The organism is Muricoccus radiodurans (assembly GCF_050154705.1).
Taxonomy (GTDB): domain Bacteria; phylum Pseudomonadota; class Alphaproteobacteria; order Acetobacterales; family Acetobacteraceae; genus Roseomonas; species Roseomonas radiodurans.
This window is the reverse complement of the sequence record NZ_CP189561.1, coordinates 3868777-3887156: the sequence shown is the minus strand read 5'-3', so window position 1 is coordinate 3887156 and position 18380 is coordinate 3868777. Positions and strand designations below refer to the sequence as shown.

Sequence of the window (18380 nt, the reverse complement as noted above, 5' to 3'; positions counted from 1 at the left end):
GGGCACTGGGGTTGCAAGGCGTCGCCGGCCGTCCGGCGCCCGCGTGCCCGGCCGCCGTCTCAGGTCAGGCTACCCAGCGCTGTGAGGACTTGGCGGACTCCCGGTGCCCGCGAAGTCCTGCCGCAGCCGCCCGATCGCGGCCTCCGCCTCGCGGGGATGGCGAAGACGCAGCACGGTGAGATGCGCCTGGGCGGGATCGCGCAGCTCCGCCTCCAGGCGGGCGCGGCGGGGGTGGGCCGTGCGCCAGGCGTAGCGGATGGGGTGGTCGCGCTCGAGCAGGGCGGACCACCGCTCCCGGTTGCCGTTCCAGAGCGGCCGTTGCGTCAGCGCGCGCAGGAGGCTGCGGCGGATCACGCGCGGCATGATGATCCGGCGGGAATAGTCGAGCCAGACGAGGTGCGTGGCCCGCGCGCGGATGATGTCGCCGACGCGGGACTCGTAGTTCCCGTCGCTGACCCAGGCGGGGGCGGCGGTGGCCGCGTCGATGGAGGCGCGCATGGCCTCGCGCTCCACCGGCGTCCAGTCCGGTCCCCAGAAATGGGCATCGAGCTCGACATGCGGGATGCCGAAGGTTTGCGCGATCCGGCGCGCGAGGGTGGACTTGCCGGCACCGGACGTGCCGACCACGGCGATGCGCATCGGCGGGAGCCTCGGTTCGGGGAAGGGCGGATCCTACCCGTCCGCGATGGCCGCCGGGTAGGCCGTGCCCCCGCGGGTCAGCGTCCCGGCGGGAGCGGCAGGCCGAGGCTCAGCGTCTGCCCGGCGCGCAGGACGGTCAGGTTCGCCGTCGCCCCGGCCTCCACCGCGTCCAGCGCGGCCAGCAGCTCCGGCACTCGCGCCACGGGGCGGCCCGACACGGCGGTGATGACGTCCCCGGGGACCAGGGCGCCGTCGGGCGTCAGATGTGCCGCGCGCAGTCCGGCGGCGGCCGCCGCGGAGCCGGGCAGCACGTCCAGCACGAAGACCCCGCGCACGCCCAGCCGGGCCGAGAGGGCCTCGTTCAGCCCCGCATCCACCCGCAGCCCGGGATCGGGCCGCACGTAGCGGCCGGAGGCGATCAGCCGGGGCACCACCCGGTTCACCACGTCCACCGGCACGGCGAAGCCGATGCCCGCGCTGGCGCCGGAGGGGCTGAAGATCGCCGTGTTCACCCCGATCAGCCGCCCCGCGCTATCCAGCAGCGGTCCGCCGGAATTCCCGGGGTTGATGGCCGCGTCGGTCTGGATCAGCCCGGTCATGACCGGCCCCTGCTCGGCCGGCAGCTCCCGGTTCAGGGCGGAGATGATCCCGGTCGTCAGCGTCCAGTCCAGGCCGAAGGGATTGCCGATCGCGAAGACCCGCTGCCCCACGCGCAGGTCGGCGCTGGTGCCGATCGGCAGCGGCGCCGGGCGGCCCGTCACCACCCCGATCCGCAGCACCGCCAGGTCGTGCTCCGCGCTGTCCCCGACGAGCTGCGCGCTGAAGGCCCGGCCATCGGCCAGCCGCACCGTGGCGCCGGAGGCGCCGGCCAGCACGTGGTGGTTCGTCACCACATGCCCCGCCCCGTCCCACACGAAGCCGGAGCCGGTGCCGCGGGGCACGTTCATCGCGTTCCGGGCCCAGGGGGAGACGACGCGCTCGGTCGTGGAGATGAAGACGACGGAGCCCCGCGCCGCCTCGAACAGGGCGATGGTGCTGCGCTCATCCTCCGCCAGGTTGCCGCGCGGCGTGACCACGCGCGGCTCGGCCTGCGGGGCGGGCAGCAGGGACTGAACGAGCGGGGCCGCCAGCCAGCCGAGGAGGAGCAGAAGCGCCGCCGCGACGATCCAGAGGGCGAGCGGGGCACGGGGGCTGCGGTCGGGCATGGGCCCTTCCTAGACCCATCCGCGGCCCTTGTGGCGCCCTGCCGGGCCTAGCGGATCTCGACCAGCGCCTCCGCTACGCGGCGGAGCTGGCGCCGGGTCAGGTGGAGCTGGTCCAGCAGCTGCAACACCACGGGGATGGCGGCGTCGTTCACCTCCAGCTCGTCCCGCAGCTCCAGGATCAGGCGGCAGCGGGCGACGTCGATCTCGTCGAAGACGAGATGGCCGGCCTGCCGCGCCGGGCGGACCCATTCCCGGGCGATCCAGGATTCCAGCATCGGCGCGTCGAGGCCCGACAGGCGGGCGAGCACGGCTTCGATCGGGATCATGCGCGCCTCCGCATCTCCGCGCGGGGGTCGGGGCCGTCGGGCGGCGACCAGCCGCGCAGGAAGGTTTCCAGGCTCTCGTCCAGCGGGCCGAGGACGAGCTTCAGGGTCACGAACAGGTCGCCGGCGGGGCTGCCGCCGGATTCCGCCACGCCCCGGCCGCGCAGGCGGAGCTGCGTGCCGGCGTCGGAACGGGGCGGGACGGTGAGCGTCACCTCCCCGCGCGGGGTGGGGACGGGGATCTTCGCGCCCAGCACCGCCTCCCGCAGGGTCACGGGCAGGTCCATTCGCAGGTTGGTGCCGTCCCGCTCATAGAAGGGGTGGGGGCTGACGGAGACCTCGATCAGCGCGTCGCCATCCGGGGCGCCGTTGGTGCCGGGGTTGCCGCGGCCCCGTAGGCGCAGGACCTGGCCGTCCTCCAGCCCGGGGGGGATGCGGACGTCGAGGTCGCGGCCATCCGGCAGGGTCAGGCGCCGCGTGGCGCCGTTCACCGCGTCCAGAAAGTCCACGGACAGGCGGTACTGGGCGTCCCGCCCGCGGCGCGGGCCGGTCTCCGCCCGCCCGCCACCGCCGCGGAACATGGAGAGGATGTCCTCCAGGTCGTCGGGGTCGAAGGGGCCGGCGCCGCCACCGCCGGGGGAGGGGCCGCCGGCGCCGCCCCAGCGGTAGCGGTTGCCCTGCGGGCTCTCGGCATGGTCGCGCCAGTAGCCGCGCGGGGGCGTCTCCTGGCCGGTCGCGTCGATCTCGCCGCGGTCGAAGCGGGCGCGCCTCTCCGGATCGGAGAGGAGGTCATGGGCGGCGTTGGCCGCCTTGAAGCGCTCCTCCGCGGCCTTGTCGCCGGGGTTGAGGTCGGGGTGGTTCTTCTTGGCGATGCCGCGGAAGGCCTTGCGGATCTCCTCCGCCGAGGCGGTGCGGCCCACGCCGAGGGTCTTGTAGGGATCTGCGGAGGCCATGGCCGGCAGGATATCGGCAACCAGCCGCCCCCGGTCCAGCCCCCGGCCCAACCCCGGGCATGGGGCGCCCGCCTCTTGCGCGCGGTGGCCGGTCGCGCCTACCTCCCGCGCCTTGGCGGGATGCCCCCCTCTCCGCGCGGCCGGCGACCTTCGGGCCGCGGGGCGGCGAGGGGCCATGGGCCCGCGAGGCGCCACGGGACAGGACCCCTCGATGAACTGGATCTCCGACTGGGCGGTGCCGAAGATCCAGACGCTGTTCGGGGCCAAGCGCGACGTGCCGGAGAACCTCTGGCACAAATGCCCGGCCTGCGAGCAGATGATCTTCCACCAGGACCTGGAGCGGAACCTCCATGTCTGCCCGCATTGCGGGCACCACCTCCGCGTCTCCGCGAAGCGGCGGCTGGACTACACGCTGGACCCGGGCTGGCAGCGGATCGAGCTGCCGCGGGCCCCGGCGGACCCGCTGCGCTTCCGGGATTCCCGCCGCTACGGCGACCGGCTGCGCGAGGCGCAGACGGCCAACGGGCTGGATGACGCGATCGCCGTGGCCCATGGCGCGATCGAGGGCCGGCCGGCGGTGGTCGCGGCCTTCGAGTTCACCTTCATGGGCGGCTCCATGGGCGCCGGCGTGGGGGAGGGGATCGTCACCGCCGCGCGGCTGGCCGTGCTGCAGGACGCGCCGCTGATCGTCTTCACCGCTTCCGGCGGGGCGCGGATGCAGGAGGGCGCGGTCAGCCTCATGCAGATGCCGCGCACGGTCATCGCGACACGGATGGTGAAGGAGGCGGGGCTGCCCTTCATCGTCGTGCTCTGCGACCCGACGACCGGCGGCGTGACGGCGAGCTTCGCGATGCTCGGCGACATCCAGATCGCCGAGCCCGGCGCGCTGATCGGCTTCGCCGGCGCGCGCGTGATCGAGCAGACCGTGCGGGAGAAGCTGCCCGAGGGCTTCCAGCGCGCCGAATACCTGCTGGCGCACGGCATCCTGGACATGGTGGTGCGGCGGCCGGAGATGCGGGCGACGCTGGCGCGCCTGATCGGCTTCCTGCGCCCGCCCGTGGTGGCGGAGGCGCCACCGCTGCCGGACGCGCCGCCGGTGGATGCGCCGGACAACGCGGTCCTGGCGGGCGCCGTGCCGGCCGGGGTGGTGCCGCAGGCCGCGGCCCCCATCCCGCCGGCGGAATAGCGATGGCGGCCCCCGCGCCCGATCCTCTGCCGGGCGCGCCCGCCGGGCTGCGCGCGGGCCCGGACATGCTGGCCGGGCGGTCGGAGGCGATCATCGACCGGCTGCACGGGCTGCATCCCGTGCTGATCGACCTGTCCCTCGACCGACTGCGGCGCTGCCTGGATGCGCTGGGCAATCCGGAGCGGCACCTGCCGCCGGTGGTCCACGTGGCCGGCACGAACGGCAAGGGCTCCACCTGCGCCTTCCTGCGCGCCATCGCGGAGGCCGCGGGGCAGCGGGTGCACGTCTACACCTCCCCGCACCTCGTCCGCTTCCACGAGCGCATCCGGCTGGCCGGGACGCTGGTGGAAGAGAACGCCCTGGCGGCCGCGCTGGAGGAGGTAGAGGCGCGCAACGGCGGGTTGCCGATCACCGTCTTCGAGGTGACGACGGCGGCGGCGCTGCTGCTGTTCAGCCGGGTGCCCGCGGACCTGCTGGTGCTGGAGGTCGGGCTGGGCGGGCGCTTCGACGCGACGAACGTGGTGGACCGGCCGGCGGCCTGCGCCATCGCCTCCATCTCCATGGACCACATGGACTTCCTGGGCGACCGCCTCGCGACCATCGCGGGGGAGAAGGCGGGGATCATCAAGCCGGGCGTGCCGGTGGTGACCGGCGCCCAGGCGCCCGAGGCGCTGGCCGTGATCGGGGCGGAGGCCGAGGCGAAGGGAGCGCCGCTCGCCGCGCGCGGGCGCTACTGGGACGTGGCCTGGGAAGGTGGCGGCCTGCGCTACCGCGACCTGCGGGGAGAGATCCTACTGCCGCCGCCCGGCCTGCCCGGGCCGCACCAGGCCGACAATGCGGGCATCGCGGTGGCGGCGCTGCGGGCCTGGGGCCCGTCCTGGCTCACCGTCGCGGCGCTGCGGGACGGCGTGGCCGGCGCGACCTGGCCGGCGCGGCTGCAGCGGCTTCAGGGGCATCTCGGCGCGCAGCTGCCGCCGGGCTGGGAGCTGTGGCTGGATGGCGGCCACAATCCCGGCGCCGGCGAGGCGCTGGCCGCGCATCTCCGCGGTTGGTCGGACCGGCCCGTGCACCTCGTCGTTGGCATGAAGAAGTCGAAGGCGGTGGGGGAGTTCCTGGCGCCGCTGCTGCCGCTCGCGGCCTCCGTCCACGCGGTGGCGGAGCCGGGGCAGCACCTGGCCGTGCCGCCGGCGGAGATCGTGGCGGCCTCCGGCGGCGTGGCGCGGCTCGGGCCACGCGTGGCGGACGCGCTGGCCGCGATCGTGGCGGCTGGCGGCGCGCCCGGGCGGGTGCTGGTCTGCGGCAGCCTCTACCTGGCCGGGGAGGTGCTGAAGGCGGACGGAACGATCCCCGGCTAGTTTAATTTCGTTTATACAACCAAAGGTTGGTTGCCGCCCCCCGGAGGGGACGCAACGCTGGGCGCCCGACCCGAGGACGCGCCACCACACGACCGCGACGCCTCCCGCCGCGCCCCGATCGGACGCGCGACGGAGGAGGGATGTTGGCCGGTGTCTCCTTGCCCGGACGGGCGTGCGCTCGACGGGCGCACGGGCGTCGCCGTGACCGAGAGGCCCCGACATGACCGACTTTCCTGGAACCCCCGGCAATGACCCGTATGTCGGCGGCGATGCGGACGACACCTTCACCGCGTCCGCCGGCAACGACACCTTCACGGGCGGTGGCGGGTTCAACCGGGCTCAGTACTTCTCCCTCGCCCAGGCGATCGCGGTCACCATCGGCACCATCTCCGGCGGCTTCGGCGGCAACAGCGTGGTGAAGGGCGGCGGGCTCGGCACCGATAGCTTCAGCGACATCGACTCCTTCTCCGGCACCGCCCAGGGCGACAGCTTCACGGTCACGGCCGCATCCAACCCCGGCGGGACCTTCCTCTACCTCTACGGTGGGCAGGGCGCCGACACGATCGACGGCGGCGGGCTCACGAGCGTCTTCGCCAATTACGACACGACGAGTGCCGACTTCGCGGTCGTCCTCGACCTGGAGGCGGGCACGGCCAGCTTCCGCGGCACGACGGACACGCTGACCGACGTCCGCTCCGCCCGCGGTGACGACCTCGCCGACAGCATGCGGGGCGACGGGTTCAACAACTACTTCGTGGGCCTGGGCGGAGACGACACGCTGCTGGGCCTCGCCGGCAACGACACGCTCGACAGCGGTGCCGGGAACGACTTCGTCGATGGCGGTCTGGACAGCGACTTCCTGATCGGCAGCAGCGGGAACGATACTTTCCTCGGCGGCGGGGGCAATGGCAGCGACACGCTGAGCTATGCCGGCCAGAGCTTCGCGATCAACGTCAGCTTCGCCAACAGCCCCGTCTACAGCGGCACGGTCGTCAAGTCGGGCGGCAACGGGACGGATAGCTTCACCGGCATCCGCCAGGTGAATGGCGGGTCGGGCAACGACACGCTGACCGGATCGGATTCCACGGTCTCCGGCCTGCCCTTCTCGATCAACCTGCGGGGCGGACTGGGCAACGACACCATCGATGGCCAGGACAGCCAGCTCAACCGCGCCAGCTACTTCGACGCGACCGGTGGCGTGGCCGTCAACCTCACGGCCGGAACGGCGAGCGGCGCGGGCGTAGGCAGCGACACGCTGATCGACGTCCGGCGGGTGCAGGGCTCCAACTTTGCCGACACGCTGATCGGCTCCGCCGATGGCGACCGGTTCGATGCGACCATCGGCAACGACACGATCGATGGCGCGGGCGGCTACAACATCGCGGACTACGCCCCCCTCACGGGGCCGGTGACGGTCACGATCACCGGGATCGGGGCCGGGCTCTTCGGCTGGGCGAACGGGACGGTGGTGAAGGCCGGCGCGGGGCAGGACACGCTGACCAACGTGAACGAGTTCCGCGGCACCAACGAGGCCGACGTGCTCAACGGCACCACGGCCGCCTATTCCTGGAACACGATCTCGCTCCGCGGCGGGGCCGGGAACGACACGATCAACGGGCAGGACAACGCCAACAACCGCGCCGACTACAGCGGCGCGACCTCCGCCGTTGTCGTGGACCTGGCGGCGGGGACGGCGCAGGACGGGCAGGGCGGCACGGACACGCTCAACGCCGTGCGCAACGTCTTCGGCTCCGGCTTCGACGACACGCTGCTCGGCGGCACGGGCAACGACTCCTTCCGCGTGGGCAGCGGCGGCGAGCACACGGTGGACGGGCGCGGCGGGATCAACACGATCATCTTCGGCGGGAGCGAGGCGGTCACGATCGACCTCGGCACCACCGCCGCGCCGGGCGGGTTCGGCGGGTTCGCCGGCACCATCACGAAGGCGGCGGGCACGGATCAGATCGCCAACTTCAACGCGGCCACGGGCGGGCAGGGCAACGACACGCTGCGCGGCACCTCGGGCGACGACATCCTCGCCGGCAGTCAGGGGAGCAACCTGATCGAGGGGCGCGGCGGCAGCGATACCTACCGCGCCAGCTCCTATGCCGGCGGCGACGCGCCAACGACCGGGGCGGTCATCGACCTCGGCAACGGCTCTACCGGCACCGCGACGAACTCCTGGGGCGGCACGGACACGCTCGTCTCGATCGAGAACGCGCGCGGCAGCCAGTTCGCCGACACCATCACCGGCGCGGTGAACGGAGGCCTCGTCTCCTACATCCGAGGGCAGGGTGGCGACGACACGCTGCGGGCGCCGACGGTCGGGACGCTGGTGACGGCGGACTATGCGGGCTCGCTCTCCGGCGTCGTCGTGAACCTCGCCACCGGCCTCGCCGCCGATGACGGCTGGTTCGGCGGCCAGGACACGCTGGTGAACATCGAGCGGGCGCGGGGCTCCGCCTTCGCGGACAGCCTCACCGGCAGCGGCGTCGCCAACCATCTGGAGGCCGGTGACGGGGACGACACCGTCTCCGGCGGCGCCGGCAACGACACGCTGCTGGGCGGGGCGGGGAGCGACAGCCTGACGGGCGGGACGGGGAACGACACCTTCGTGGTCGGTGCGCTGGCCGAGATCGGGGCGGCCGACATCATCGCCGACTTCGCCGCGGGCGATCGGCTGGACCTCTCGGCGCTGGCCGGCACCTTCGTCGGCAGCGCGCCCTTCCAGAACAATGGCACGTCGCAGATCGCTTTCCGCAACGTCCTGGTGAGTGGCCAGGCGGTGACGCAGATCCAGTTCGACACGAACGGCAACGGCTCACCGGACGCGCTGTTCACGCTCAACGGCACGCTGACGCTGGTCGAGACGGCGACAGGCTCTCGCATCCTGCAGGTCAGCGCCGCCCCGTCCGGGCCGACATCGGGGGCGGATAGCCTGGTCGGCGGCACGGGTCCGGACAGCACCGACGGGCTGGGCGGCAACGACACGATCGACGGGGCAGGCGGCGACGACACGCTGATCGGCGGGTCGGGCAGTGACACGCTGACCGGCGGGGCCGGGGCTGACAGCCTGGATGGCGGGTCCGGCGACGACAGCATGGCGGGCGGGGTGGGCGACGACAGCTACGTCGTGAACAGTCTCGGCGACGTGGTGAGCGAGGCGGGCGGGGACGGCACGGACACGGTGACGGCCTCCGTCTCCTTCACCCTCGCGACCGGGTTCGAGAACCTCGTGCTGATCGGCTCGGCCACGACCGGGACGGGCAACGCCGCGGCCAACCTGATCACCGGCAACGGGCTGTCGAACACGCTCCTGGGTCTGGGAGGGGCGGACACGTTGGTGGGGGGCGGCGGCTCGGACACGCTGGACGGCGGGAGTGAGGTGGACAGCCTTGTCGGCGGGGCGGGCAACGACGTGTACCGGGTGGACAGCGCCCTGGACGTGGTGGAGGAGGGCGCGGACGGGGCGGGCCTGGACACGGTCGAGGCCTCGGTCACCTACTCGATCGCGACCGCCGCCGGGATCGAGCGGCTGACGCTGGTGGGCGGGGCCGCGATCAACGGCACGGGCAACGAGCTGGCCAACCTGATGACCGGCAACGCGGCCGCGAACCGCCTGGATGGCGGGGGCGGCAACGACACCTTCCAGGGCGGCGGCGGGCTGGACCGCTACACCGGCGGCGGAGGCGACGACACCTTCTACGTCGACAACGCTGGGGTGGTGCTGGTCGAGGTGGCGGACGGGGGCTTCGACACGGCCTATGCCTCGGTGTCCTACACGCTGGGCGGGCAGGTCGAGCGGCTGTTCCTGACCGGCTCGGCCACCAGCGGGACGGGCAACGGCAACGCCAACCGGATCACCGGCAACGGGCTGGGCAACACGCTGACCGGACTGCAGGGCAACGACACGCTGGATGGCGGGCTCGGGGCCGACACGATGAACGGGGGGTCGGGCAACGACCTCTACATCGTGGATAACCTCGGCGACGAGGTGAGCGAGGCGGGTGGTGCAGGGCTCGACCTCGTGCAGTCCTCGGTGTCCTTCACGCTCGGCGACGGGGTGGAGAAGCTGGCCTTGACCGGGGCCGCGGGCTCGGCCGGGACGGGCAACGGGCTGAACAACCGGCTGGAGGGGAATGACGGGGCGAACCTGCTCTCCGGCCTCGGCGGCGTGGACACGATCCTCGGCGGCGATGGCAACGACACGCTGGTGGGCGGGATCGGCGCGGACCGGCTGTACGGGGAGGCGGGTGCGGACACGATCAGCTACGGCTCGGCCGCTGAGGGCGGGGATGTGGTCTATGCCTTCGTGCCTGGCACGGATGAGATCGAGGTCTCGGCCGCCGGCTTCGGGGGCGGGCTCGTTGCCGGGGCGCTGCCCGGGGCGCGGTTCGTGGTCAACACCGATGGCTCTACGACGGCCCCGTCCGGCACGGGGCAGTTCATCTACGAGAGCGACATCGGCCGGCTGTGGTGGGACGCCGATGGTGTCGGGGGTGCAGCGAAGGTCGCCATCGCCACCTTCAGCGGCGCCCCGGCGCTGACCGCCTCCGACATCCACGTCATCGCCTAGCCTCCGGGACGCTGTCCCGCATCAGCCAGGCCGCCTGCACCCGGCGGATCGGCCGCCGCGGGATCGTCGGGTAAGGTGGATCCCGCGCAAGGGATCAGGACGCATGGACGAGGAGGAGGGCAGCCCGCTGCGGCTGCCCGGCGGCAAGTTCTACATGACGCCGGCTGGCGAGGCCGCGCTGCGGGCCGAGTACGAGGCCCGCAAGGCGGAGCGGCACCGGGTGGTTGAGATCGTCGCCTGGGCGGCCGGCAACGGCGACCGCAGCGAGAACGCCGACTACAAGGAGGGCAAGCGCCGCCTGCGCGAGATCGACCGGCGCCTGCACTACCTCGGCCAGCGGCTCCAGCAGGCGGAGGTGGTGGACCCGGCCGCCCAGCTCCGGCGCGACCGCGTCTTCTTCGGGGCCACCGTCACCTACCTGACGGAGCGCGACGAGGAGGTGACGGTGACCATCGTCGGCGTGGACGAGGCGAGCCTGGCGGCCGGGAAGATCAGCATCGGCGCGCCGACCGCGCTCGCGCTGCTCGGCGCGCGGGTGGGGGATGAGGTGACGGTGCGGACGCCGACCGGACCGGTCTCCATCGAGGTCACCGCCATCCGCTATCCGGCCATGCCGGCGGGCTGATGGCAGCCCCGCTGCGCCCGGCCCTCACGGACATGTTGCGATGCAGCATGATCGCGTCCATGTTCAGGCCTGAATCCTCGGAGCACGCTCATGGGCCGCATGGTGGCCGTCTCGTACAAGCCTTACCGAACCCACCACCTCGAGATGCGGGATGGGGGCGGGACCGATTGCGCCGTGATCATTCACCCGCCCCACGGCCGGGGTGAGCCGCAGCCGGTGCAGCGCAGCCCCGGTCAGCCCGTGACCCTCGGGGCGCTCATCGCGCAGGCGAAGGCGATGATCGACGTGGTGATGGGACCCCGCCCGGCCCCGCCGCCGCATCGCGCCTATGGCGGCCGCCGGGGCTGACGGGCGCCCGGGAGGGGTGGGACCCCCCTGCGACGCTTGCCGGCCTTGCGGCGGCGCCGCGCGGAACACAGATGATGGGGGATGCACGCGGAAGCTCGTCGCCCCCACCGCCGTGAACCCTGCGTGAGGGCGCGCGCGTGAACGGCGCGGCCCCGGACCAGCCCCCGGGTCAGGTGCTGAGCCTCAGCCGGGCGCGCGACGACCGGATCTGGGCGGTGCTGGCGGTCATGGGCCGCAAGGTCCGCGTGGCCGAGATCTTCCCGAGCCGCGCCGCCGCCGATGCGGACCGGAACTGGCGGGAGCAGCAGGTCCGCGCCTATGCCGGCTTCCTGCGCGGCGAGAGCCAGCCCGTCCCGAACTACAGCGTCTCCCCCATCCGACGGACCGACCTGCCGCGGGGGTGGCGGCCCTTGCCGGCGCTGGGCTTCCTGCGCGGGCAGTTGATCTGACGGCAGCAGGGCCGGGGGAAAGAATTCCCCCGGACCCCCTATCTTTTTTGTCAGGCTGCTGCGGAAGGCGGAGATGGGACTTCCCGTCCTTGATGTCCGCCGCCTGAGGGAGAAGCTGGTTTTCTTCCCCAGGCCGGGATCACCGGGCCGTCTCCCGCGCGCCGATCAGCCGGCGGCGGATCTTGCCGCTGCCCCAGTCGATGATGCTGACGGTGACGACCATCAGGATGATGATGAAGGCCACCTCGTCCCAGTGGCGGACCTTGATGCGCTCGGCGATCTGCAGCCCGATCCCGCCGGCGCCGACGACGCCGAGAATGGCGGCGGAGCGCGTGTTGCTCTCGAAGAAGTAGAGGGCCTGGGCGAGCATGATCGGGAGCACCTGCGGCAGGATGCCGAAGCGCACGGCCATCAGCCGCGATCCGCCCGCGGCCACCACGCCCTCGGCCTGGCGCCGCTCCGCGTTCTCGATCGCCTCGGCATAGAGCTTCGAGAGGGTGGCGAGGTCCGAGACGAAGAGGGCCAGCACCCCCGCCAGCGGCCCGAGCCCCACGGCGCGCACGAAGGCGAGCGCCCAGATGAGCTGGTCCACCCCGCGGAAGCCGTCGAACACCCGGCGCAGGGAGAAGCGGAACAGGGTGGAGGTGACGATGTTGCGCGCCCCGAGGAACCCCAGCGGCACCGCCACCACGGCCGCCATGATCGTGCCGAGGAACGCCATGGCCACGCTCTCGGCCAGCCCCTTGAAGATCTCCTGCCAGTGGTCGCCGGGGGAGGGCGGGATCATCAGCCGGATGATGACGAAGAGGCCCTGCTCCCCGAACACGCCGTTCCAGATGCGCCGTGGCGTGATGTCGAAGAGCCAGAAGGCCCAGGCGAGCCAGGCGAGGAAGATCGCGCCGGCGATCCAGCGCATCGCGCGCTGGCGCGGCGTGGCGCCGAAAGCCGCCGGCAGCCGCGCCTTCCAGGCGGCGACATCGTTCGTGGAGGCACTCATGCCCGCGCCTCCGTCCCGATCAGGTTCCGCCGCAGCATCTCGGAGAGGAGGTCGATCATCGCCACCGCCAGAATGATGAGGATGACGATGGCCGAGACCTCCTCGTAGTAGTTCTGGGAGATGACGAGGTAGAGCTCCTGCCCGATCCCGCCGGCCCCGACGAAGCCGATGACGGAGGCGCCGCGCACGTTGATCTCGAAGCGCAGCAACAGGTAGGAGAGGATGTTCGGCGCGACCTGCGGCAGGATCGCGAAGCGGCCCGCCTGCACCCAGGTGCCGCCGGCGGCGCGCACGCCGTCCCAGGGCTTCATGTCCGCGTTCTCGATCGCCTCCGCGATCAGCTTGCCCAGCGCGCCGGTGGTGTGCGCGGCGATCGCGATGATCCCGGCCAGCGGGCCGACGCCGAAGGCCCACACCAGGATCAGCGCGTAGACGATCTCCGGCACCGTCCGCATCGCTTCCAGGCCACGGCGCGCAAGGTGATAGGACGGCACGGAGTGCGCGATGTTGCGCGCCGCCGGAAAGGACAGCAGCAAGGCCAGCACGCCGCCGATGAGGGTCGCCAGCGCCGCCATGTTCGCGGTCTCCAGCAGCAGCCAGAGCCACTTGTCCAGGCGATAGAACCAGGCGGCGAGGCTGCCCTCCGTCTCCCAGTCCCGGAACAGGGTCGCCCAGCGCAGGTCCGGCACGGTGCGGGCGAAGTATTCGCCGACGCGCGGCAGGCCGGCGGCCAGCGTCGCCGGATGCACCTCGCTCACCCAGCCCGCGACGACGAGGGCGGCGACGAGGATCAGCAGGCCGAGGATCGTCACCCGCCACTTCGCGCGGCGCGCGGCCTGGAAGGCAGCCTCGCCGTGCAGGACGGCGGGGGAGAGGGCTACGCTCATCGGAAGCGCCGGTGCGGGGGCATGCGGCAGGGTCCCATGGCGGGGTATCGTGCTTCAAGCTGGGCCCCAGGGAGGGCTCAGCCCTCTCTGGACCCTCCCGCCAGGAAACATCAGTTTCCTGGACCTTCATTCGGCGCTTATATACGTGTGTGACCAAGGTAGGGGCGCGCTGGTTCCCATGCCCCGTCATTGGTCTGCCCGGCCGCTCGCCACTCTTCGCGCAGGCGACTAAACAGCGCGGCGTCGAAGCAGAATACGTCCTCGCCAGGAAAGCCGACTGGCCGGCTCTCGCCTGTGGCTACGGCCCTTAGGCGTTCCGGCCGGGCAGCATAGACCGAGTTTTTTTCGACGTCGCAGACCATCATCTCCACGGGCTCACCGCGGTAAGCCCTCACCATGACCTTGTCAGCCATCCGATTTTCCTTGCTGAAACAATAGGATGAAGAGAGTAGCGGTGGCGACAGAGACGATTCCAGGACTGTCCACGAACGAGTTGTCCAAGAATCGTCCACGACGAATTCGTCCTTGTTGTTCTTGTCCAGCCGGACATATAATCCGCTCGTTCGTGGGAGCGAGAATGATGGGCGAGACGAATGGAGCCGCCGGCGAGGCGCCCGCTAAGGCGCCTCCGTATATCTCCTACAAGACGTTCCGGACGTTCGTTCAGGATTTGCACGAGCACACGATCCCGCGTCGCATTGACCGAAGCGTCCTCGGCCGGTTCTCCGGGACGGTCGGGAGCCAGTTGCTCAGCGCCCTTCGATTTCTTCGGCTGATTGATAACGCCGATGCACCGACTGACGTCCTGCGGGACCTTGTCGGGGCCCATGGGACGGACGGGTGGCCGGACGCGCTCGCGCGGGTTGTGCAGGAAGCTTACGCGCCAGTGGTGGCCATCGGGTTGGACCACGCCACCCCCAGCCAGATGAACGAGGCTTTTCGCACCTACCCGGGTTCGTCCGACGAGGTCCGGCGCAAGTGCATCTTGTTCTTCACTGCCGCCGCGAACGAGGCTGGTATCGCCATTAGCAAACGCATTCTGGATGGTTTGAAGCGAGGCGCCGGCACACCGGTGCAACGGCGGCCCAAGCAAACGGCATCTCGGCCGTCAAACGGTTCGACGATGACACCTTTGCCCGCTGCCGCTCCCTCGCCGCCTCCACCTCCGCCGCCTCCCGCTGATCAGGGGAATGATGGGTCGCGCGGCAAGGCGCCTAAGACCGAGGCAGAACGCTATCGGGCAGCTTACGAGGCGCTAAGCGACGTGTGGGAGCCGGAGAACATGGAGGCTGACGTGGACGCAGCCGTTGTCATTGTTCTCCGTCACCTTCGTAAGCGAGCAACGGAGCCGAAGGCTTAGAAACACGAGGAGCGACCACCGTCTCACCGGATGGCCGCCCCCCGCGTCGGACCAGGGCACACCCGCACCCTGGCCGTGATCTCAGCGGACACCGTAGCGCCTACCAGGACCCAAGAACCGGTAGAATCGCATCGGTGCTTCGCTGGGGCAAGGGAAAACGGCATTTCGGGAGATCCCCATGCCTTCTGCCACCCGGCCTCCGCCCCAGCCCGACTACATCTGGATTGGGGAGTATGACCGCATTCGGTTCGGCAATCAGGAGCGGGTCTCCGCTCACTGGCGGCCGTGGCCGCACACCGGTCGGCGCAGCGCGCCTATGCCGGTCGCTTCCGGCCTGACTGCTTCGGGCCTCTGATCGGAGAAGGCGGCGGCTCGTCCGCCGCCTTTTTCACTGCCTCTTCTACCTCGCCCGGTTCCGTCTGTATGAGCCGGGCGAGTGCTTCATCGAACGCAAGGCCCAGGTGCAGGGCGGGGTCCCTCGGGCCAGGCTTCCCGCCTTTGCGGTTCACGCGATCAGCGCCTTATAGGTCAAGCGGCCGGCGCTGTCGGCGATGAGGCTGTCCAGCCGCACGCCCTCACCAATCTGGCGCCGATTGTAGCGCCACGTTGCCTCGTCCACGTAGCGGGACAGGTGCTTAGACGAGACGAAGTGGTGGATGCCGATGATCTGCCGCTTCAGCAGCGACCACACGCCTTCGATAGAGTTCGTGTGGACGCCATCCTTGGCATACTCGCCCTTAACGTGGCTGACGTTCTTATGCGTGTAGCGTGTGTACAGGTTGATGTAGCCGACCCACTCATCGGTATGAACCTCAGAGCCGGGCGCAACATGCTCGGAGACAGCGGCGAGCATCGTGTTCTTGTCGCGGTTTGGGATCACCTTAGTCCGCAGCTCGCCACCACGCGCGATCACGCCAAACACGATGGCCTTGCCCTTGCCGCCCTTCGTCTGGCCCGTGCGCTTGTCCTTGTGCTTGTTCTTCTCCTTGCCGCCGACGAACGTCTCGTCAGCTTCAACCGTGCCCTCCAAAGGGCGGTTGAAACTCTTCGTCGTCGCAGCGTGGCGAAGGCGATGCAGCATGAACCAAGACGTCTTTTGCGTGACCCCGATATCGCGGGCTAGCGTCGTGCTAGCCACGCCCTTCTTGTGCGAGGTCAGCAGCCAAATCGCCATCAGCCACTTGCGCAGCGGCACCTTCGAATCCTCGAAGATGGTCCCAACCTTGATGCTGAACCGCTTACCGCAGGTCGCGCACTTGTGGTTCCGCTTGTCCGCGAACGAATAGACCTTCCGACCCCCGCACTCAGGATAGGGGCAGAACGCGCCATTCTTCCAACGGATCGCCGTGAAGTGCGCGAAGGCCGCATCCTCGTCCGTGATGGCGTCCATCATGTCGGCAAGGGTGTTGAAGTCGGCCATGCACCCCTTCTAGGCCCATCCGGGGCCTAGGTCAAGGATGTATATAAGTGCCCTTCATTCTTTCGTCTCATCTCGGGAAGAGGCCAGGAGGTGGGCGCGCGGCTTCGATGAACCTTTCCCGTGATCGTTCGACGGCATGGGCCCGGTGGGGTCGATCGGTGCGGAGCCTGGCCGTGCTTCTCGTGCTTCTCGCGACAGGCTGTGCCACGTCCTCGGGGCCGCAGAGCTTGGGAGCGACGGGCGGAAGCTGTGCCGATGATCCGGTGAACTGGGTCCGCACGGCCGCGGGCGGCTGCCTTGCCCAGCGCGGCTTCGGGCCTGCGCGATCTGACGTGCTGGTGGTCGTGCTGCACGGGGACGGGGCGGGGCGCGTCTCCTATCACCGCATCACGGCGCGGCAGGTGGTGGAGCGGCTGCCGGGCGTGGCCGCCGTCGCGCTCGTCCGCCCGGGCTACCAGGACGGGGAGGGACGGCCGAGTGACGGGGACCGGGCCACGCGCGGGCCCGCGAACGTCGCGCTGTTGGCGGAGGGCATCGCGGCGCTGCGGGCGCGGACGGGGGCGCGGCGCGTGGTCGCGATCGGTCATTCCGGCGGGGCCTCCGCCATCGTGGGATTGCTGGAGCGGCATCCCGGGACGCTGGATGGCGCGGTCCTGCTCGCCTGCTCCTGCGGCGGGGCGGCGCGACGGGTGGCGCAGGTGCGGGGGAACCCGACCGTGGTCGCCTACACCGGCGCGAACGACACCGGATCGCCGCCGGCGCTCGCGGCCGCCTATGTCGATGCGCTGCGGGCGCGGGGCATTTCGGCGCGCTTCACCGCCGTGCCGGCGGCCGAGCACAACACGGTGGTGGAGGCGATCTGGCAGACCGACCTGGCCGGGGTGCTGGCGGGAATGCTGCGCTGACGCGGCTTCCTTGGCCTGTCGGCTCTCCCGTCTCCGCCTTCCGCGGCAGCCCCAAAAAAGAAGATGAGTGGGGGTCCGGGGGAGAGAATTCCTTCTCTCCCCCGGGGTCGCCCGCGGAACCTATCCGCGCCGCCGCCGCTCGGCGGCTTCTTCCTGCCGAAGGCGGACGACGAGCGCGTAGTCCGCGTGGGTGACGGTGCGGAAGCCGGTGCCGCCGCCGCGCTCGATCGCCTCATAGATGTCGCGATGGGCGACGGGCAGGGCGAGCAGGAAGCGGCGCAGGTCGTCCTTGAACGCCGCGGGCAGGTCGGCGCGGGCGGCGATCGGGCCGCTGGGGATGGGATCGGACCGCCAGATCACGCGGATGTCCCGCATGTCCAGCATGCCCTTGTCCACCATGGCCCGCAGGTTGCCGCGGGTGAAGCCGCGGGCCTCCTCGCCCTGGCCGGAGGCCCAGGTGCAGGCGGCGTCGTACTGCCGGCCGAGCACGGCGATCACCGCCTGCTCATGCCCGCCCGCGAAGCCGGTGCGGGAGAAGTAGGCGCCGGGCTCCGTGGGGATGCCGGCCGCCCGCAGCGCCGCGCGCGGGGCGAAGTAGCCCGAGGTGGAGGCGGGGTCGGCCCAGGCGAGGGATTTCCCGCGCATGCCGGCAAGGTCGGTGATCCCGGAGTCGGCGCGTGTGACCATGACGGCGACGTAACCGATGGAGCCGTCGTCGCCCTCGGCCGCGACCAGCGCCTCAATGCCGCCATTCGTGTCGAGCCACGTGCCGGCGTAGTTGGCGGCGCCCATCTGGGCGACGTCGATCTGGCGCGCGGCGAAGGCCTGCCCCACCCCGGCGAAGTCGGAGGCGGGGAAGAGGCGCACCGGGACCCCGAAGGTCTCCTCCAGCAGGCGGCGGTAGCCGTCGTAGCGGCCGAGGCGGTCGGACTCGTTCTCCCCGCCGGAGATGCCGATGCGGAGGACGGGCAACTGCGCGGCCCAGGCGCGGCGGCCGGGCCGTGGCATGGCGATGCCGGGGTCGCTGGAGCGTGTCTGGGCGAGGGCGGGGCGGTTGGCCGCGAGGGAGAGGGCGGAGAGGGCCAGGGCGCGTCGGGTCGGCATCGGGGCTTCCCGTTCGGGGAGGCGCGGTATCTGGCGCGGCCTGGCGGG

General features: G+C 71.4%; 17 protein-coding genes. 8 read left to right on the top strand and 9 right to left on the bottom strand.

Annotation, left to right across the window (positions count from 1 at the left end; translation table 11 throughout):
* Positions 1-69 precede the first annotated feature (69 nt).
* The 4 genes from ACP6CK_RS18335 to ACP6CK_RS18320 all read right to left on the bottom strand — a co-directional run bounded on the left by ACP6CK_RS18335 (position 70) and on the right by ACP6CK_RS18320 (position 3120).
* On the bottom strand, positions 70-639 hold the full coding sequence (locus tag ACP6CK_RS18335) for an adenylate kinase (RefSeq protein ID WP_426954743.1): 570 nt from the start codon (positions 637-639) through the stop codon (positions 70-72).
* 77 nt (positions 640-716) lie between these two features.
* A complete protein-coding gene (locus tag ACP6CK_RS18330; RefSeq protein WP_426954742.1) occupies positions 717-1844 on the bottom strand; it encodes a S1C family serine protease in 1128 nt (375 codons plus the stop codon).
* Between the two features lie 47 nt (positions 1845-1891).
* A complete protein-coding gene (locus tag ACP6CK_RS18325; protein ID WP_426954741.1) occupies positions 1892-2170 on the bottom strand; it encodes a chaperone modulator CbpM in 279 nt (92 codons plus the stop codon).
* Positions 2167-3120: a DnaJ C-terminal domain-containing protein gene (locus tag ACP6CK_RS18320; protein ID WP_426954740.1), complete on the bottom strand. Its 954-nt coding sequence runs from the start codon at positions 3118-3120 to the stop codon at positions 2167-2169. The genes ACP6CK_RS18325 and ACP6CK_RS18320 overlap by 4 nt, the downstream gene beginning before the upstream one ends.
* Before the next feature lie 211 nt (positions 3121-3331).
* Here ACP6CK_RS18320 and accD point away from each other — a divergent pair, with 211 nt between their 5' ends.
* The 6 genes from accD (at position 3332) to ACP6CK_RS18290 (ending at position 11659) form a co-directional block, all read left to right on the top strand.
* Entirely contained in the window at positions 3332-4306 is a 975-nt protein-coding gene (accD, locus tag ACP6CK_RS18315; RefSeq protein ID WP_426954739.1) for an acetyl-CoA carboxylase, carboxyltransferase subunit beta, read from the top strand.
* Positions 4307-4308: 2 nt separating this feature from the next.
* The gene (locus ACP6CK_RS18310; protein WP_426954738.1) at positions 4309-5661 is read left to right on the top strand and encodes a bifunctional folylpolyglutamate synthase/dihydrofolate synthase; all 1353 of its coding nucleotides are present in this window, start codon (positions 4309-4311) and stop codon (positions 5659-5661) included.
* Positions 5662-5881: 220 nt separating this feature from the next.
* The gene (locus ACP6CK_RS18305; RefSeq protein WP_426954737.1) at positions 5882-10237 is read left to right on the top strand and encodes a beta strand repeat-containing protein; all 4356 of its coding nucleotides are present in this window, start codon (positions 5882-5884) and stop codon (positions 10235-10237) included.
* A 103-nt stretch (positions 10238-10340) separates the two neighbouring features.
* On the top strand, positions 10341-10862 hold the full coding sequence (locus ACP6CK_RS18300) for a GreA/GreB family elongation factor (protein WP_426954736.1): 522 nt from the start codon (positions 10341-10343) through the stop codon (positions 10860-10862).
* A gap of 90 nt (positions 10863-10952) precedes the next feature.
* A complete protein-coding gene (locus tag ACP6CK_RS18295) occupies positions 10953-11210 on the top strand; it encodes a hypothetical protein (RefSeq protein WP_426954735.1) in 258 nt (85 codons plus the stop codon).
* A gap of 137 nt (positions 11211-11347) precedes the next feature.
* Positions 11348-11659: a hypothetical protein gene (locus ACP6CK_RS18290; RefSeq protein ID WP_426954734.1), complete on the top strand. Its 312-nt coding sequence runs from the start codon at positions 11348-11350 to the stop codon at positions 11657-11659.
* Positions 11660-11798: 139 nt separating this feature from the next.
* Here ACP6CK_RS18290 and phnE (ACP6CK_RS18285) read toward each other — a convergent pair whose 3' ends face one another.
* The 3 genes from phnE (ACP6CK_RS18285) to ACP6CK_RS18275 form a co-directional block, all read right to left on the bottom strand.
* On the bottom strand, positions 11799-12656 hold the full coding sequence (gene phnE, locus ACP6CK_RS18285) for a phosphonate ABC transporter, permease protein PhnE (RefSeq protein ID WP_426954733.1): 858 nt from the start codon (positions 12654-12656) through the stop codon (positions 11799-11801).
* Complete coding sequence (gene phnE, locus ACP6CK_RS18280; RefSeq protein ID WP_426954732.1) at positions 12653-13543, bottom strand: phosphonate ABC transporter, permease protein PhnE; 891 nt, start codon at positions 13541-13543, stop codon at positions 12653-12655. The genes phnE (ACP6CK_RS18285) and phnE (ACP6CK_RS18280) overlap by 4 nt, the downstream gene beginning before the upstream one ends.
* 137 nt (positions 13544-13680) lie before the next feature.
* The gene (locus ACP6CK_RS18275) at positions 13681-13956 is read right to left on the bottom strand and encodes a hypothetical protein (protein ID WP_426954731.1); all 276 of its coding nucleotides are present in this window, start codon (positions 13954-13956) and stop codon (positions 13681-13683) included.
* 164 nt (positions 13957-14120) lie between these two features.
* Between ACP6CK_RS18275 and ACP6CK_RS18270 the strand changes: the two genes are divergently transcribed.
* Positions 14121-14903, top strand: a complete 783-nt coding sequence (locus tag ACP6CK_RS18270; protein WP_426954730.1) for a DUF5343 domain-containing protein — start codon at positions 14121-14123, stop codon at positions 14901-14903.
* A 505-nt stretch (positions 14904-15408) separates the two neighbouring features.
* Here the strand turns inward: ACP6CK_RS18270 and ACP6CK_RS18265 are convergent.
* Positions 15409-16323, bottom strand: coding sequence for an IS1595 family transposase (locus ACP6CK_RS18265; RefSeq protein ID WP_426954729.1), 915 nt, complete (start codon positions 16321-16323; stop codon positions 15409-15411).
* Positions 16324-16586: 263 nt separating this feature from the next.
* Between ACP6CK_RS18265 and ACP6CK_RS18260 the strand changes: the two genes are divergently transcribed.
* The gene (locus tag ACP6CK_RS18260) at positions 16587-17228 is read left to right on the top strand and encodes a hypothetical protein (RefSeq protein ID WP_426954728.1); all 642 of its coding nucleotides are present in this window, start codon (positions 16587-16589) and stop codon (positions 17226-17228) included.
* Positions 17229-17348: 120 nt separating this feature from the next.
* Here the strand turns inward: ACP6CK_RS18260 and phnD are convergent, their stop codons facing one another.
* Entirely contained in the window at positions 17349-18332 is a 984-nt protein-coding gene (gene phnD, locus ACP6CK_RS18255) for a phosphate/phosphite/phosphonate ABC transporter substrate-binding protein (protein WP_426954727.1), read from the bottom strand.
* Positions 18333-18380 lie beyond the last annotated feature (48 nt).